General features: G+C 74.0%; 17 protein-coding genes and 1 pseudogene. 11 read left to right on the top strand and 7 right to left on the bottom strand.

The features are described from left to right. Nucleotides 1-107: 107 nt before the first annotated feature. The gene (locus ACYBSK_RS27530) at nucleotides 108-929 is read right to left on the bottom strand and encodes a pyrimidine reductase family protein (RefSeq protein WP_460243737.1); all 822 of its coding nucleotides are present in this window, start codon (nucleotides 927-929) and stop codon (nucleotides 108-110) included. 82 nt (nucleotides 930-1,011) lie between these two features. Between ACYBSK_RS27530 and zapE the strand changes: the two genes are divergently transcribed. The 3 genes from zapE (at nucleotide 1,012) to ACYBSK_RS27545 (ending at nucleotide 4,580) form a co-directional block, all read left to right on the top strand. Then, the gene (zapE, locus tag ACYBSK_RS27535) at nucleotides 1,012-2,091 is read left to right on the top strand and encodes a cell division protein ZapE (protein WP_457479939.1); all 1,080 of its coding nucleotides are present in this window, start codon (nucleotides 1,012-1,014) and stop codon (nucleotides 2,089-2,091) included. Between the two features lie 127 nt (nucleotides 2,092-2,218). Further along, the gene (locus tag ACYBSK_RS27540) at nucleotides 2,219-3,601 is read left to right on the top strand and encodes a PhoX family protein (RefSeq protein WP_460243738.1); all 1,383 of its coding nucleotides are present in this window, start codon (nucleotides 2,219-2,221) and stop codon (nucleotides 3,599-3,601) included. A 106-nt stretch (nucleotides 3,602-3,707) separates the two neighbouring features. Beyond that, nucleotides 3,708-4,580 (top strand): TroA family protein, encoded by an 873-nt coding sequence (locus tag ACYBSK_RS27545; RefSeq protein ID WP_460243739.1) that lies wholly within the window; start codon nucleotides 3,708-3,710, stop codon nucleotides 4,578-4,580. A 126-nt stretch (nucleotides 4,581-4,706) separates the two neighbouring features. Here ACYBSK_RS27545 and ACYBSK_RS27550 read toward each other — a convergent pair whose 3' ends face one another. The 3 genes and pseudogenes from ACYBSK_RS27550 to ACYBSK_RS27560 all read right to left on the bottom strand — a co-directional run. After that, entirely contained in the window at nucleotides 4,707-4,961 is a 255-nt protein-coding gene (locus ACYBSK_RS27550; RefSeq protein ID WP_460243740.1) for a hypothetical protein, read from the bottom strand. Nucleotides 4,962-4,979: 18 nt separating this feature from the next. Continuing rightward, complete coding sequence (locus ACYBSK_RS27555; RefSeq protein ID WP_457479943.1) at nucleotides 4,980-5,303, bottom strand: plasmid stabilization protein; 324 nt, start codon at nucleotides 5,301-5,303, stop codon at nucleotides 4,980-4,982. Nucleotides 5,304-5,686: 383 nt separating this feature from the next. Beyond that, nucleotides 5,687-6,082: pseudogene (locus ACYBSK_RS27560) on the bottom strand (formate dehydrogenase); the annotation flags it as partial. 226 nt (nucleotides 6,083-6,308) lie between these two features. Here ACYBSK_RS27560 and ACYBSK_RS27565 point away from each other — a divergent pair. After that, the gene (locus ACYBSK_RS27565) at nucleotides 6,309-6,593 is read left to right on the top strand and encodes a WhiB family transcriptional regulator (RefSeq protein ID WP_457479944.1); all 285 of its coding nucleotides are present in this window, start codon (nucleotides 6,309-6,311) and stop codon (nucleotides 6,591-6,593) included. 117 nt (nucleotides 6,594-6,710) lie between these two features. Here ACYBSK_RS27565 and ACYBSK_RS27570 read toward each other — a convergent pair whose 3' ends face one another. Then, complete coding sequence (locus ACYBSK_RS27570; protein ID WP_457479945.1) at nucleotides 6,711-7,070, bottom strand: DUF6479 family protein; 360 nt, start codon at nucleotides 7,068-7,070, stop codon at nucleotides 6,711-6,713. Nucleotides 7,071-7,156: 86 nt separating this feature from the next. Here ACYBSK_RS27570 and ACYBSK_RS27575 point away from each other — a divergent pair, with 86 nt between their 5' ends. Beyond that, the gene (locus tag ACYBSK_RS27575; RefSeq protein ID WP_460243741.1) at nucleotides 7,157-8,041 is read left to right on the top strand and encodes a polysaccharide deacetylase family protein; all 885 of its coding nucleotides are present in this window, start codon (nucleotides 7,157-7,159) and stop codon (nucleotides 8,039-8,041) included. A 16-nt stretch (nucleotides 8,042-8,057) separates the two neighbouring features. Next, nucleotides 8,058-8,240 (top strand): hypothetical protein, encoded by a 183-nt coding sequence (locus ACYBSK_RS27580; RefSeq protein ID WP_460243742.1) that lies wholly within the window; start codon nucleotides 8,058-8,060, stop codon nucleotides 8,238-8,240. Nucleotides 8,241-8,291: 51 nt separating this feature from the next. On the opposite strand, the gene ACYBSK_RS27585 is transcribed toward ACYBSK_RS27580, so the two are convergent. Together ACYBSK_RS27585 and ACYBSK_RS27590 are read right to left on the bottom strand one after the other, a co-directional pair. After that, the gene (locus ACYBSK_RS27585; protein WP_460243743.1) at nucleotides 8,292-8,960 is read right to left on the bottom strand and encodes an ABC transporter; all 669 of its coding nucleotides are present in this window, start codon (nucleotides 8,958-8,960) and stop codon (nucleotides 8,292-8,294) included. Continuing rightward, nucleotides 8,957-9,844: an ATP-binding cassette domain-containing protein gene (locus ACYBSK_RS27590; RefSeq protein ID WP_460243744.1), complete on the bottom strand. Its 888-nt coding sequence runs from the start codon at nucleotides 9,842-9,844 to the stop codon at nucleotides 8,957-8,959. Before ACYBSK_RS27590 ends, ACYBSK_RS27585 begins: the two co-directional genes overlap by 4 nt. A gap of 66 nt (nucleotides 9,845-9,910) precedes the next feature. Between ACYBSK_RS27590 and ACYBSK_RS27595 the strand changes: the two genes are divergently transcribed. The 5 genes from ACYBSK_RS27595 (at nucleotide 9,911) to ACYBSK_RS27615 (ending at nucleotide 15,840) form a co-directional block, all read left to right on the top strand. Next, a complete protein-coding gene (locus ACYBSK_RS27595; protein WP_460243745.1) occupies nucleotides 9,911-10,660 on the top strand; it encodes an aminoacyl-tRNA hydrolase in 750 nt (249 codons plus the stop codon). A gap of 90 nt (nucleotides 10,661-10,750) precedes the next feature. Further along, nucleotides 10,751-12,103 carry a multinuclear nonheme iron-dependent oxidase gene (locus tag ACYBSK_RS27600; protein ID WP_460243746.1) on the top strand — a complete coding sequence of 451 codons (1,353 nt, stop codon included), beginning with the start codon at nucleotides 10,751-10,753 and terminating at the stop codon, nucleotides 12,101-12,103. Nucleotides 12,104-12,364: 261 nt separating this feature from the next. Beyond that, a complete protein-coding gene (locus ACYBSK_RS27605; RefSeq protein WP_460243747.1) occupies nucleotides 12,365-13,213 on the top strand; it encodes a DUF4142 domain-containing protein in 849 nt (282 codons plus the stop codon). A 43-nt stretch (nucleotides 13,214-13,256) separates the two neighbouring features. Then, the gene (locus ACYBSK_RS27610) at nucleotides 13,257-14,030 is read left to right on the top strand and encodes a TIGR04222 domain-containing membrane protein (RefSeq protein ID WP_460243748.1); all 774 of its coding nucleotides are present in this window, start codon (nucleotides 13,257-13,259) and stop codon (nucleotides 14,028-14,030) included. 220 nt (nucleotides 14,031-14,250) lie between these two features. Next, nucleotides 14,251-15,840, top strand: coding sequence for an alpha/beta hydrolase (locus tag ACYBSK_RS27615; RefSeq protein ID WP_460243749.1), 1,590 nt, complete (start codon nucleotides 14,251-14,253; stop codon nucleotides 15,838-15,840). The last annotated feature ends 2 nt before the right edge of the window (nucleotides 15,841-15,842 follow it).

The raw sequence follows: 15,842 nt of genomic DNA on the forward strand, positions 1-15,842 counted from the left end.
CGTCGACCCACCGGGTGGACCAGCGGACCTGCGGAAACCATCCTGCCCCGCATTCGCACGGGGTCTGACGAGATTTAGTGTGCCCAGTCAAAGCTAAACGGAACGACTCATTCCGCCGAATGTCCGCCGCGCGTCCCGCAATACCTGCTGAAGAGGAATCCGTCCTCCTCCAACAAGGACTTCAGTTCGAAGCGCGCCGGTACGGCCAGGGTCGGGCCGCCCGCGACGCGCTGGGCATCGCCGGCGGTGAGCATCGGGGACAGGGTCAGGCACAGCTCGTCGAGTACCCCTGCGGCGACGAATTGACCGAGCATCCTCGGGCCGCCCTCCGTGAGCAGCCTGCGAAAGCCCCGGCCGCCCAGTGCCGCCACCGCGCGGTCGGGCTCGACCGCCGCGCCGTCGCCCGCGATCAGCACCTCCACGCCCGCCTTGCGCGCCGTCTCCACCCGGTCGGCCGGGGCGCCGGCGCCGGTCAGCAGCAGGGTCGGCACCAGCGGCTCGGTGAACAGCGGCAGGTCGAAGTCGAGGTCGAGGCTCGCGCTGATCACCGCGATGTGCGGGGCGGGCCCCTGACCGGCCGCCTCCCGGCGCGCGGCGAAGGCCTCCCGCGCGCGTGCCGGGCGGTAGCCCTCCGCGCGGACCGTCTCGGCGCCGACCACGACGACGTCGGCGAGCGCGCGCAGCGTGCCGAAGATCCGCATGTCGGTGTCGTTGGAGATGGGCCGGGAGTGGCCGTCGTGCTGGGCGGCGCCGTCGAGCGTGGAGACCATGTTGGCCCGCAGCCACGGCGCGCGCTCCGCCTCGGGCGGATAGGCGTAGGCCCCGGCGAGCTCGTCGAGGGTCCACCCGCGGGCGGCCGAGCCGGCATCCCTCCCCTCGTACCCCTTGTCATCTGCTGTTTCGTACGTCACAGGGAACAGGCGTCGCATGTCGTGCAGTGTGGCACGACCACTAAGCTGGGTAACCGTGTCGTCATCCCTCGAAGCCGCCGACTCCCGGGAGTCCAGTCCGATGGGTATCAGCCCCATACCCGACGCGGCGCCGCTGTCCCTGTGCGCCCGTGAGCCGCACGTCCCCGCGGAGCGCCTGGTCGCCGAGATGGTGCCGCCCCCGCGGTTCAGCACGGCGCGCTTCGACACCTACATCCCGGACCCCAACCAGCCGAGCCAGACCGAGGCCGTCCGGGTCCTGAGCGCGTTCGCGGCCGGTCTCGGCGGGGCGCACGCGTCCGGGGCGGGCAGGAAGCGCGGCCTGTTCGGCTTCGGGAAGAAGCCCGCGGCCCCGGCCGGGCCGCGCGGCGTCTACCTCGACGGCGGTTACGGCGTCGGCAAGACCCACCTCCTGGCCTCGCTGTGGCACGCGACCGCGGCGGAGCCCGAGTACAAGGCGTTCGGCACGTTCGTCGAGCTGACGAACCTGGTCGGCGCGCTCGGCTTCCAGCAGACCGTCAAGACGCTCAGCGGCCACCGGCTGCTGTGCATCGACGAGTTCGAGCTGGACGACCCGGGGGACACGGTGCTGGTGTCGTCGCTGCTCGGGAAGCTGGTCGAGGCGGGCGTCGCGCTCGCCGCGACGTCGAACACGCTGCCGGGCAAGCTCGGCGAGGGCCGGTTCGCCGCCGCCGACTTCCTGCGCGAGATCCAGGGCCTGTCGGCGCACTTCAGGCCGTTGCGCATCGACGGCGAGGACTACCGGCACCGCGGCCTTCCCGAGGCCCCCGCGCCGTTCACCGACGAGCAGGTCACGAAGGCGGCGTACGCCACCGAGGGCGCCTCGCTCGACGACTTCCCGCACCTTCTGGAGCACCTCGCGCGCGTGCACCCCAGCCGGTACGGGGCGCTGACCGACGACCTGAAGGCGGTCTGCCTCACCGACGTGTCGGCCGTGCCGGACCAGTCGACCGCGCTGCGCCTCGTCGTCCTCGCGGACCGGCTCTACGACCGGGAGATCCCGGTCCTCACCTCGGGGCAGCCGTTCGATCAGCTGTTCAGCGCGGAGATGCTGAACGGCGGCTACAAGAAGAAGTACTTCCGGGCCATCTCCCGCCTCACCGCGCTCGCCCGCGACGCCAAGGGGCTCGTGCACGAGTAACCCGCAGGTCGGGCGTTTCATGGGTGATGCACGAAACGCCGGTGCTACGCGCGTGGTTCCCGCGGGGAAAGGCACGTGATAAACACAGCCGGGTCACAGTTCCTGTCCGCCAGCAGGAGGTTGCCCCATGTCACGCACCGCAGATGCACGGCAGTCCGCAACACGACGTCAAGTCCTCGCCCGCTCCGGCGCGCTCGGCGTGGGCATCGCCTTCGCCGGGAGCCTGTCCGAGCTGTTCGCCGGGTCCGCCGCCGCGCAGGGGCGGGCCGGATACGGGCCGCTGGTGCCCGACCCGGACGGACTGCTCGACCTGCCGAAAGGATTCCGCTACAAGGTCCTGTCCCGCGAGGGCGAGCCACTGCGCTCCGGCGAAGGCCTCGTGCCCTCCAACCACGACGGGATGGCGGCGTTCGCCGGCAGACAGGGCCGCGTCCACCTCGTGCGCAACCACGAGAACCGGGTCACCGGGAAGATCGGCGTGCCGACCGTCGAGGGTCTGACGTACGACCCGATGGGCAAGGGCGGCTGTACGGCGCTGACCGTGGACCGGAGGAACAACGTGGTCTCCGAGCGCGTCGGGATCGCCGGTACGGCGGTCAACTGCGCGGGCGGGCCCACCCCGTGGGGCACCTGGCTCACCTGCGAGGAGACCGAGGACAAGGCCGGGACGAACGGCTACACCAAGGACCACGGCTTCATCTTCGAGGTCGACCCCGTCGACCCGCACCGCTCGGGCGCCGTGCCGCTCACCGCGATGGGCCGCTACCAGCACGAGGCGATCGCCGTGGACCCGCGCAGCGGCGTCGTCTACGAGACCGAGGACGCCTTCGAGAAGCCCTTCGGTCTCTTCTACCGCTTCCTGCCCAAGAAGCCGCTCGGCGGCCTCGGTTCGCTGCGCGCGGGCGGGACATTGCAGGCCATGCGGGTGCCCGGGGTGCCGGACCTGTCGGCCGTCCAGGAGACCGGCGCCACCTTCGGCGGGGTCGAGTGGGTCGACGTACCGGACCCGCTGGCCGCGCAGACGCCCATCCGCAACCAGGACTTCGGACCGAAGGGCATCACCCACGCGCAGAAGCTGGAGGGCTGCTACTGGGGCGGGTCGAGCGTCTACTTCGTCTCCTCGTACGCCCGCAGCCGGGAGGGCTCCGCGGCCGACCACTACGGGCAGGTGTGGCGCTACGAGCCGGGCAAGCGGAGGCTGACGCTGGTCATCGTGTTCGGCCCGGACACCGACGTCCAGCTGCCGGGCGAGGAGCCCGACAACATCTGCCTGGCGCCCAGCGGCGGCCTCATGGTCTGCGAGGACGGCGAGGGCGCGCAGCACGTGTTCGGGCTGACGCGCAAGGGCGAGGTGTACGCCATGGCCCGCGGGCGGCAGAACATCGGGACGCCCGAGGCGCCGGAGTGGGGCGAGTTCGCCGGGGTCACGTTCTCGCCGGACGGCGACACGATGTACGTGAACTGCTACACGCCGGGGACGACGTTCGCCGTGACGGGCCCCTGGCACTGAGCGGTCCGGCGCGACGGCCGCCGCGCGCGATGGCCGGTTCCCCCGTGGCCGGTTTTCGCGCGCGGCGCGCCGCGTTTCGTGCGAGTGCCCTGGGCAAGTTCCCTGCATGGAACAACGGTCAACCACTGCATGGGAGTTCACCGACGACCGCGGGCACCTCACGTCCGCGCCGACGACGCCGCAGCGCGTCGTCGCCTACATCCAGGCCGGGGCGAGCCTGTGGGATCTGGGCGTACGCCCCGTCGGGATATTCGGCTCGTACCACGACGGGGACCACCCCGACCGCGCCAAGTCCGGGTCTCTGCCGCTGGACGAGGTCGCGTACCTGGGCGCCGGAGCGGGGCTCGGCCTCGACGACGTGCTCGCGGCGCGGCCCGACCTCGTCGTGGCGCTCACCTACGGCGGCGGGCAGGTGTACGGCATCGAGCCCGATACGGCGAAACACCTGGAGGAGCACGTTCCGCTCGTCGTGATCGACGTGGGTCAGGGGCGGGCGCTGAGCGGGGTGCGGGAACGTTTCGCCGAGCTCGGGCGGTCGCTCGGGTTCGCCGAGTCCGCCGAGGCGCGGGAGGACCTGGCGCGGGCCGAGCGGGAGCTGGGCGCGGCGGCGCGGCGCGCGCCGGGTGTCACGGTGCTGGCCCTGTCGCCCGCCGGGGCGGACGGCGTGCACCTCGCCCGGCCCGACAAATGGCCCGACCTGAGCGCGCTCGGCGCACTCGGTGTGACCATGGCCGCGCCGCCGCGGGGGCCCGGGGCGAACTGGTACACCGGGACGTGGCGGGACGTCGCCGCGCTCGCGCCGGACGTGGTGCTCGTGGACGCGCGGGCGAATGCGGCGGCGCGGGAGGAGTACGCCGGGGATCCGTACTGGGCGGAGGTGGCGGGGCGGGCCACCGTGCTGGCGTGGAACCCGGAGGTTCCGGCCAGTGCGGTGGCCCATGCGGGGGTCTACGACGTGGTGGCGCGGGCCCTTGCGTAGTCCGGTCGCTCACGTCGCGGGGCTCTGCCCCGGACCCCGCTCCTCAATCGCCGGAGGGGCTTTAATGGGCTGCTCCTCAATCGCCGGAGGGGCTTCAGTGGACCTCGCCATAGGGGCTTGAAGGAGTCAGCCCGAGGGTTCGTCCGGGGTGGGTTGGTCGGCGCGGGTGCCGTTGGTGTGGGGGGCGCCGCGGCGGCCCGTGCCGGCCTCGTCGGAGTCGGGCACGGAGGTGTCGTTGTCGCCCTCGTCCTTCTCCACCGGTACGTCGAGCGGATCGACCTCGTGGGCGCCCGCCTCCTGGTCCGGCAGATCGCGCGGGATCGCCGGCGGGCGCCCGCCGGGGGTCTCGGGCCGGATCTCGGGACCCGGGTCATTGGTCATGGTTCCCCTTGTTCCCCTTCAGTGCCCCAGCGCCTTGGCGAGCTGGGACTTGTTCATGTTCGAGCGGCCCTTGATGTTCCGGTCCTTGGCCTCTTCGTAGAGCTGGTCCCTCGTGGGACCCCCGGAGCCCTGGTGCGAGCGCAGGCCGCCGCGGCGGCCGGACGAGATGTCCTTCTTGGAGGTACGGCTGGCCGTCTTCGACTCGCCGCTCCTCGCCCGCTCCTTGTTCACGGTGCGGGCCGCGATCTCCTTGGCGCGCGACGTGCTCTCGCCGCGGTCGAGGGCGCTCTCCTTGATCTTTTCGTACTGACGTTCCCGCTTGGCGTTGGATCCGCTGGGCATGGCGTGCGTCCCTTCTCGTGCGGTCTTCGGCCTGGCACGCGTACGGGTACCCGCTGTGCGGTGATCATGCACGGGCGTCGAGCCGCTCCTTCTGCGGCACCACCGTGTACCGCGGGTCCTCGGCGGAGGCGATGCCCGCCGCGAAGATCCCGAAGCGGGTGCAGGCGGAACCGGCGAGCAGGGCGAGGCCCGCCGTGGCCGCGGCGGCACGGCTGCGGCCGCCCGCGAGCGCGGCGAGGGCTGCGCCTCCGGCGGTCAGCGCCTCGGCGGTGCGCAGCAGCCGTCCCGCCCTGCCCTCCTCGTACGTCTCGGCCGTCTCGCCGAGCCGCGCCTTCGCCGCCTTCAGGGCCGCGGCCTCCGCGGCGGCGGCGAGCGCGGCGGGCCAGGTCGAGCGGCTCCCAGTCCTTCGCGTACGGGCGCCGGTACAGGGCCTGGTGGCGGCGGGCGTCGCCCGTGGTGAGCTGGAGGGTCGCGGCGCCCTTGGGGCAGAGCCTGCCCCGGCTGACCGGGGAGTCGGGGTCGCCCTCGATCTGGACGACGCGGTCCTCGCCGTGCTCGTCGGGGGCGACGTACACCTGCTGGCCGCAGCCGACCGCGCAGTACGGGCAGACCGTCTTCGCCACGCGGTGCGCGGTGTCGGTGCGGGGGCGCAGGGCGCGGGTGGGGGCCGAGACGGCGGAGGCGCCGCGGCCCGTGCGGTCGGCGGACCCGGTGAGCTGGCGCAGGACCGGCCAGTCGGGGCGGCGGAGCCGCCTCGGCTTCCTCTGCGATGGGGTCATCCGCCCGGCCTCGCTTCCCGTACTCCTGGCTCCGGGCGGTGTTTCCGGAGCCGACTCACGGCCCTCGGCAGCGACACCGGGGCCGGGGGTGTGTGGCCCCCCGGCCCCGATTCCCTTCGCTCCCCTGGCCACTCGGGCCGGAACCCGAGTCCCCCGGGCCCGCACCCCTCAAACTCGGCGTTTTCGGCGGCTCCTCATGGGCACCCGCGCCGCTATGCCGGTGCCCATGAGGGAGAGGGAAATGGAGTGGCTGGAGAGGGCCGCGTGCGTGGGGGAGGATCCTGAGCTTTTCTTCCCCGTCGGCACGACAGGGCCCTACGTGCACGACGTACAGGCCGCCAAGGAGATCTGCCACCGCTGCCCGGTGCGCGCCGCGTGCCTGGACCACGCCCTGGCGACCGGGCAGACGACAGGCGTGTGGGGCGGCACGTCCGAGACCGAACGAGCCGCCCTGCTGAGGGCGCACCGACGGCGGGCGCGTCAGGAGGCGCGGGCCGCGGGCGGCCGGTGAGCCCCCGGGCCGTCCCGGGGAGCCGGTGAGACCGGGCCCCGGACAGCAGTCGACCGGCGCCGTCGGGGCAGGCGCGCGTCGACGGCGCCGGTGGCGGAAACGGGTCCGCCGAACGGCTCAGGTCTTGCCGGAGCCGCCGCTGCCGAAGGAACCGCTGCCGCCGCGGCTCCAGCGGCGCGGCCGCTGGTCCTCGCTGCGCTTGCTGCCGGCGTTGCCGAAGCCGTTCAGCTCGTGCGGCGTCAGGCGTTCGTTGCCGTTGTCCGTGCGCGGGACCTCGTCGGCCTCCCGCATCTCACGGACCTCGCCGACCGGGCCCTCCGGGGGCAGCTTCGGCTGCTCGGACGGATCGGGCGGGCCCGGCTCGCGGCGGCGGTTGCGGATGCCGAACCAGACGATCCAGATCAGGGCCAGCGCGATGACCAGCCCCGCGGCGAACGGCAGGACCGAGGTCGAGGGGAAGGCGATTGGTGTGGTCATGGGGCCCGAGTACCCCGCTGTTCGGGATCACTCCCCGCGAGAGCAATTTGCACGATTTGTGACGATTACGGGGCTATCGTCACCGCGTGATCAGCTATGTACGCCGCGTGACGGCGACCTGCGCGCTCGGCGCCCTCACTCTCGGACTCGCCGGATGCGGCGACCCCACGCCGTCGGGCGTACCGGGGGCGGCACGGTCCACGTCCTCCCCCGGGCCCGGGGCCGCGCCGAGGACGAAGACGCCCCCCACGCCGACCCCGACGCCGACGCTGGCCCCCGGCCCCGGCGGCACGACGCCCGTCTTCGAGCGGGGCGCCGCCACCCGGGAGAAGACCGTCGCGCTCACCTTCGACGCCGACATGACGGCCGACCAGGGGGCGCGGGCACGGGCCGGCGAGCGCTTCGACAACCCCCGGCTGGTCCGGACGCTGCGGCGCCTGAAGGTCCCGGCCACCGTCTTCATGACCGGACGGTGGGCCGAGGAGTACCCGGCGGCGGCCCGGGACATCGGCCGGGACCGGCTCTTCGAGGTCGCCAACCACTCGTACAGCCACTACGCCTTCACGGGTAACTGCTACGGGCTGCCACGGGTGCCGGCGCGGGACATGCGCGCCGACGTCGACCGTGCCTTCGCGGCGTTCCGGAAGGCGGGCGTCGAGCACGTCGTGCCGTACTTCCGGTTCCCCGGCGGCTGCTACGACCGGGCGGCGCTGCGGGCGCTGACGCCGACCGGGGTGACGGCGGTGCAGTGGGACGTGGTGAGCGGGGACGCCTTCGCCACGGACGCGGACGCGGTGACCCGGCAGGTGCTCGACGGGGTGCGGCCCGGTTCGGTCGTCGTCATGCACTGCACGCGCAGCGCGGCGCCGACGACGGAGCGGGTCGTGCGGTCGGTGGTGCCCCGGCTGCGGGAGCGGGGGTACCGGTTCGTGCGGGTGTCGGAGCTGGTCGGGGGCGCGCGCCGGGCGTGAACCGTACGCTGGAGCCATGGCCGACTACTGCGCCGGGGCCCCCGAGGAGCGCCCGGTACCCACCGCCGCGCCCGACGAACCGAGGGCCGAGTGCGTGCTGTGCCGCAAGCCCACCGAGTACCCGGAGTCGACGAAGGGCGCGACGCTGTGCCCGGTGTGCGAGTGGCAGGAGGCGCAGCGGAGCGCCTGCTCGGGCTAGGGCCTGATCCACACGACAGGCCCTAGCCGCCCGCCCGCGTCCGACCGGCGCTCAGCGGCGGGACGCAAGGGCGCAGGCGGTGGCCGCGCAGGCGGCGGCCAGCAGGAGCGCCCCCGCGAGCGGCAGCAGCGGGAGCGGCACCGAGCCGTCCTGCGAACCGGTCACCAGTCCGCTCACCGCCGCCTTCGCCGGTGAACCGGGGGCGATCAGCGCGACGAGGGCGCACAGCACCAGCGCCCCGAGGCCGAGTCCGGTGCCGCGCACCACGGGCCACGTGGTGACGGCCCCCACGGCGGCGCCGATGAGCGCGCAGACCAGGACCGCGAGCAGCCCCGCTCCGGCGGCCGGGGCCATGGCGACGCGCACCTGCCGGTCGGTGCTCACGCCGTCGCTGATCAGCACCACGACGGTGGCCGCCACGACGCCGACGGCCACCGTGGCGAGGCACCCGGCGACCAGGCTCGCCAGGTGGGCACGCCACGGCGCGGTCGCCGCCGCGGTGCAACTGCGCGCTGCGGGCGGCTCGTTGCTCACGCAGATCCGCACCAGCCACGCCCCGACGGGCAGCAGCGCGGCGGCGACGTACGCCAGCGAGTCCAGCACCGGCTGCCCCACCTGCACGCCGACCGCGGCGAACGCGGCGTACAGCACGACCGGTGCGAGCCAGCGCTGCGAGCGCAGCAACAGGGCCGTCTGGTAGGCGAGCAGCGCCGTGGTCATCCGCGTCCCTCCGGGCACTCGACCGTACGGACCCCGACGATGTGCCACCCCGCCGCGTCGTCGAGCAGCGCCCGCAGCACGGCGTCGGACCGCGCGGCGTCCACGGTGATCCGCACGGTGCGGTCGTCGAGCCGTACGACGGTGTGCGCCTGCGGGAGCACGGGCTCGCGGCCGAGGGGCCCTGCGGCGTCGATACGGACAGCGCCATCACGAACTCCCTTTCTTGGCAACGCAGTTGCCCGATCCGGTGGCGGGGCCGCGCCCGTCCTCGTACCGGGTACGACCGTCGCGGCCGTCACCTCGTACGTGGCCTGCGCGGCGGCGGCGAGGCGGTGCGGGTCGTGGTCCACGAAGAGGACGGCGGCGCCGGACGCGGCGCGTTCCGTGAGGACGGTGTCGAGGGTGGTGCGGGCCGCGGCGTCCAGGCCGGTCCACGCCTCGTCGAGGACGAGCAGGTCCGGCTGCGCGAGCAGGGCCGCGGCCACCGCCACCTTCTGGCTGCTGCCCTTGGACAGTTCGGCGAGCGGCGCGTTCGCCCAAGGCGCGGCGCCGAACCGTTCCAGCCACTCCCCCGCCCGCCGCGCGGCCGTCGCCCGGCCCAGGCCGTGGATGCGGCCCATGTGCGTCAGATAGGCGCGGGCGGTGAACGGCAGGGCGGGCGGGAAGCGTTCGGGGACGTAGGCCGTGCGCGGGCGGCCGATGACCCGGCCCTCGGACGGCGCGTCGATGCCGGCGACGAGGCGCAGCAGGGTCGACTTCCCGGTGCCGTTGGGCCCGCGGACCCGCAGCACGGCCGCGTCGGGCACGTCCAGGTCCACATCGCGCAGCACCCAGGGCCCACCGAGTCCGTAACGGCGGCCTGCGCCGCGGAGCGTGACCAGCATGCGCTCATGGTCCCGCACGCCGGGCGGGAGCCGGGCCGGTGGGTGGCTGCTGGCAGACTGGAGGGCGTGACCAGCGACGACTCCCGCACCGACGGCACCGGCGGCTCCGCCGACAGCCCTTTCCGTACCGAGCCCACCTCCCGTGACGAGGCCCCGCAGTTCGTGCTGCCGCTCGTCGTACGCCTGGAGCGGGCCACGCCCCCGTCCCGCACGGACGCCCTGGAGGCCGCGGCGCGCGCCGTGCTGGTGATCCTCTCCGACGAGCGTTCGGTCGGCGACGGCGTGTGGGCGCAGGCGATGCGGGACTGGCAGGACGCCCGGATCCGCAAGGTCGTACGGCGGGCCAGGGGCGCGGAGTGGCGTCGCGCGGAGGCCCTCGACGGGATCACGGTCACCGCGGGCTCCGCCGAGGTGCGGGTCTTCCCGCCGGTCCCGCTCGACGGATGGCCCAAGGACCTGGCCCGGCTCCAGGTCTCCGGCACGGACCTCGACGACCCGGAGCAGCCGCCCGCCCCGGCCCCGGCGACCCCCGTGCTGTGGCTCAACCCGGACCTCGACATGACGGCCGGGAAGGCCATGGCGCAGGCCGGGCACGGCGCCCAGCTCGCCTGGTGGGAGCTCTCCGACGCGCGGCGCAAGGAGTGGCGGGAGGCGGGCTTCCCGCTGACGGTGCGCACCGCGGACGCGGCGCGCTGGCCCGCGCTGACGACGAGCGGGCTGCCCGTCGTACGGGACGCCGGCTTCACGGAGATCGCGCCGGGGTCGTGCACGGTCGTGGCGGACATCGACGGCACGGGTGGGCCGAGCGGGTCCTAGCCCTTTGCGTCGGACCGCCGCTCGTGGGTGAAACCTCAAATGTTGCTCTGAACGTCCCCGTTGATGGGTTCGTGGAGCGCCGCCGGGGTCATGACACCGAAAAGCCGAGGCGGCGGGCGGAGGAGGGGGAGTTCCGTGGAACTGAAGCTGGGTACCGGGATCGGCTGGCGACCCGAGATCGCGGAGACGGTCGAGGCCATGCCCGGCATCGACTGGGTCGAGGCCGTCGCCGAGAACCTCTGTCCGGGCCATCTCCCCGACTCCCTGCTGCGGCTGCGCGAGCGCGGCGTCACCGTCGTGCCGCACGGCGTCTCGCTCGGCCTCGGCGGGGCCGAGCGGCCCGACGCGCAGCGGCTCGCCGACCTCGCGGCGCGCGCCGAGGCGCTCGGGTCGCCGCTGGTCACCGAGCACATCGCGTACGTACGCGCCGGGGGCGAGCGCACCGCGTCGGCGCTCCTGGAGGCGGGTCACCTGCTGCCCGTGCCGCGCACCCGCGACGCGCTCGACGTGCTGTGCGAGAACGTGCGGATCGCCCAGGACGCGCTGCCGGTGCCGCTGGCGGTGGAGAACATCGCGGCGCTCTTCGGCTGGCCCGGCGAGGAGTTGACGGAGGGCCAGTTCCTGTACGAGCTGGTGGAGCGCACGGGCGTCCGGCTGCTCATCGACGTGGCGAACCTGCACACCAACCACGTCAACCGTGGCGAGGACCCGGCGAAGGCGCTGGCCGAGCTGCCGGTCGAGGCCATCGCCTACGTGCACGTCGCGGGCGGTTTCGAGCGTGACGGGGTCTGGCACGACAGCCACGCGCACCCGGTGCCGCAGGTCGTGCTCGACGTGCTGGCCGAGCTCGTCTCGCGGGTGGCTCCGCCCGGTGTGCTGCTGGAACGGGACGACAACTTCCCGGCGGATCTCGGGGAGTTGGGGCGCGAGGTGGAGGCGATCCGGGAGACCGTCGCGGCGGGCTCCGACCCCCGGGCACAGGCGGCGCCCGTGGCCGCCGCGCGGGAGGCGGTGCCGGTGGACGACGCCGTGCGGCAGCGGCTCGCGCTCGACCAGGCGGCGCTGCTGTCGGCGCTCGTCGCCGGTACGCCGGTTCCCGAGGGGTTCGACCGGGAGCGGCTCGCGGTGCAGAGTCGTGCGCTCGCGGCCAAGCGGGCCGACGTGGTCGCCAAGGTGGCGCCCGAACTCCCCGCGATTCTCGGCGAGTCGGAGTACCGGGCGCTGTTCCTCGCGCATGCGCGGCGGCGGCCGATGACGGGTGGGTACCGGCGGGATGCGTTGGACTTCGCCGAGGGGGTGTTGGTGGGGCGGCGGGTGCGGGGGGCGCGGGTGCGGCGGGAGTTGAGCCGGTGGTGGCTGGACCGCGCGGGTCCCGCGCCCTTGGCTCACCGCCCCGTCACCCGCGCCCTCCGCACCGCGACCCTCGCCTTGCGGCGCGGCTGACCGCATTCAAGCCCCTGCGGCGATTGAGCAGCGGGGTGTGGGGCAGCGCCCCACGTCTTTGGGCCGCCGGACGTGGCCCCGGCCTCGGGGCTCCGCCCCGGACCCCGCTGCTCAATCGCCGCAGGGGCTTGATTTGCCCCGGCCGCACACCGTGCAAGGGCGGAACCGGGTCCGGTCTACCGAAGTTGGCGTAGACGGGGTGGATGGCCGACGGGTCGGTGTGGGGGGCGGCTAGCGTGCGGGACCGCACCAGGAGGCACCATGCGACTGTTCCCACCCGTCACCGGCACCACCCTCATCGTCACCGGCCTCATGGCCACCCTCGCCGCCCTCGTCTTCCCCCTCTGGTCCTACGCGGACCGCTCCGGCACCGGGCTCGACGAGCTCAACGCCCAGAGCGTGTCCACCAGATTCGGCCCGCTGTCCGCGACCGACCGGCTGTTCATCACCAAGGTGCGGCTCGCGGGCCTGTGGGAGCTGCCCGCCGGACAGCAGGCGCAGGAGCGGGCACCGAGCAAGGCGGTGGAGACGGCCGGCGAGCACCTCATCGAGGGGCACACGTTCCTGGACGCACGGGTGCGCGAGGTCGCGGCGCGGATGAACCTGGAGCTGCCGAACCAGCCCAACGCCCAACAGCAGGGCTGGCTACGGGAGTTGACGGCGGCGCGCGGCGAGGACTACGAGCGGAGGTTCGCCAACATCCTGCGCCGCGCCCACGGCCAGGTCTTCTCACTCGTCGCCCAGGTCCGCGCCTCCACGCGCAACACCCTCGTACGCGAACTCGCCGACGACGCCAACACCACCGTCCTCGACCACATCAAGGTCCTGGAGGCGACGGGCCTCGTCGACTTCGACGCGCTGGCCCGCGACGGCGCCACCGCGAGCCCGCCGCCCGCGACCCGCTCCCCCGCCCCACCGGGCCCGACCGCGGCCCCGGCCACCCCGACGCCGGTCTCGCCGTCCCCCACCCCGTCGTTCTCCCTGCCGCCCGCCGCCTCCAGCCCGAAACCGGCCACCCCGGGCGACCGGGGCAAGGGGAAGGGCAAGGGCGACAGAGGAGAGAAGGAAGGGGACGGGTCACCGCGTGGGCACGGCGTGTCCACATCGTGAACACGCTGTAGCGGCGCCCGCACAACTGTCGTAGAAACTGCGCATGTTGTGGGTCCTGTTCCTCCTCGTCGCCTGCGCCGCCGCGGGAGTCTCCTGCGGGCGGCTCTGCCTCGCGGCCGTGCGCGCCGCCGAGAGCGAGCGCGGGGAGGCGCGCCACGACCCGCGCTTCGACGCGACCGAGCTGTCGCTGTACGAGACGGCGTTCCTGGCCGGCGGCCCGGACCGGGTCGCGGACGTGACGCTCGTGTCGATGGCCCGCAGCCGGCGCCTGCTGCTCGCGCACACCGGCTGGGCGACCGTCGTCGACCCGGTCGGTGAGGACGCCATGGAGCGCTCGGTGCTCGGCGCGATCGGGCCCGAGGGGCAGGCGCCGATAGCGCCGCTGCGGGCGGCGGCCGCGGCCGGGGACCCGGTGCGGGGCCTCGCGGAGCGGCTCGTCGCGGCCGGGCTCGCGACGCCCGACCGGGAGCGCACGACCCTCACCGGCGCGGTGCGGCAGGTACGGGAGGCGGCCGCCGCGGTCGTGGTGCTCGGCGTGCTCGCGGTCCTGCTGCCGGGCGAGGGCGCGCGGCAGGGCGGCCCGGTCGCCCTGTGGTTCGGCCTCCCGCTGCTGCTGACACTGAGCTGTCTGACGCTCGCCCGCATCGAGATGCACGCGTACACGCGCTGGGCCTCGCCCGCCGGGCAGCGGCTCCTCGCCGACCGGCCCGCGGAGCACGGCGGGCTGCTCGCGGTCGCGGTGCGCGGGGTGGGCGCGGTGGACGACCCGCACCTGCGGGCGGCGCTGACCGGCGCGGGGCGGCATACCACCGAGTGAGCCGTTCCGCGCGCTGAAGTCGGCAGGTACCACGCGTGCGGGTCATCGTTCCGACATCCACGACCTGGTGCTTTACTTCGCCAACTCCCGCCCCAAGGATCCCTTTTGTTCGCGAGTCGTTCGCGAGCCGCTCGGGCACCGCTCGTGAGCGGCACCGGCCCGCGGGCCCGACCGGTCCCGCGGCCCCGACGCACCCCGACGAAAGGGACGCACCCCACCGATGAGAGCAGCCCCGGCCCTCTGCGCCACCGCGGGATCCTTGATCCTCTCGGCCCTGGCCGCCGCCCCCGCGGGCGCCGCGGCGCCCGCCCCGCCGTACCCCTCCGAGACCGTGGGCACCACCCTCGCCGCGGTGCGCGCCGCGTCCGCGGGGATCGACTGGAAGACGTGCCCGGAGGTGGAGGACCTCCCCAAGTCCGTCCGGTGCGGCACCGTCTCCGTCCCGCTCGACTACGCGAACCCCTCGGGCAAGCAGATCAAGCTGACGGTCAGCCGCATCGAGGCGTCCGGCAAGGACAAGAGCGCCGACAAGGCCCGCGAGGTCGAGCGGCAGGGCGCGCTCGTCTTCAACCCCGGCGGCCCCGGCGGCAACGGCATGTACTTCCCGATGGCCGCCTCCGCCCCGGAGTGGCGGCACATCGCCGCCGCGTACGACCTGGTGGGCTACGCCCCGCGCGGTGTGGGCCGGTCGGCGCCGCTGTCCTGCGAGGACCCGAAGACGTTCCAGAAGGCCCCGACGCAGTCGCCGACGCACCCTTCGGCCGCGTACAAGGAGAAGCGCGTCGAGCGGGCGAAGGCGTACGCGCGGGCGTGCGTGGAGAAGAACCCGGGCATCGAGCACTACACGACGCTCAACAACGCCCGTGACCTGAACGTGCTGCGGGCCGCGCTCGGCGAGAAGAAGCTGACGTTCATGGGCGCCTCGTACGGCACGTACATCGGCGCCGTGTACGCGGAGCTGTTCCCCTCGCGCGTGCGGCGGATGGTCTTCGACTCGGCGGTCGACCCGGCCCCGGACCGGATCTGGTACCGCAACAACCTGGAGCAGTCGGCCGCGTTCGAGGGCCGCTGGGCCGACTTCCGGGCGTGGGTCGCCCGCCACGACAAGACGTACCACCTGGGGAAGACGGCCGACGAGGTGCTCGCCTCGTACGAGAAGGTGCGCGCGAAGCTGTCCCGTGAGCCGGCCGGCGGGAAGGTCGGGCCCGGCCAGTTGCAGTCGGCGTTCCTCCAGACCGGCTACTACGACGACTACTGGCCGCTGCGGGCGTACGCGCTGTCCGCGTACGTCGAGGGTGATCCGAAGCCGCTGATCGACCAGGCGGCGCCGATCGCCGGGGCAGCGGCCGAGAACGAGAACGGCAACGCCGTCTACACGGCCGTCCAGTGCAACGACGCGGCCTGGCCGACGGACTTCCGCGTCTGGGACCGCGACAACTCGGAGCTGGCGAAGCGGGCGCCGTTCGAGACGTGGGACAACGCGTGGATGAACCTGCCGTGCGCCTACTGGTCGGCTCCGCGCCAGCAGCCGGTCGACGTGCGCACGCGCGCCGGTGAGCTGCCGCCGACGCTCGTGCTCGCGGCGGAGCGGGATGCGGCGACGCCGTACGCGGGGGCGGTGGAGTTGAACCGGCGGCTCGCGGGGTCGGCGCTCGTGACGGAACGGGAGGCGGGGACGCACGGTATCGGGGCGGGTCCGAACCGGTGCGTGAACGGGCACCTCAACGCGTACCTCCTCACCGGAGAGCTCCCCGACACCGGTACGGCCTCCTGCGCCCCCCACCCCGAACCAAAACCCCTGAGCCACTAGCC

This window comes from Streptomyces sp. BYX5S (genome assembly GCF_054724165.1).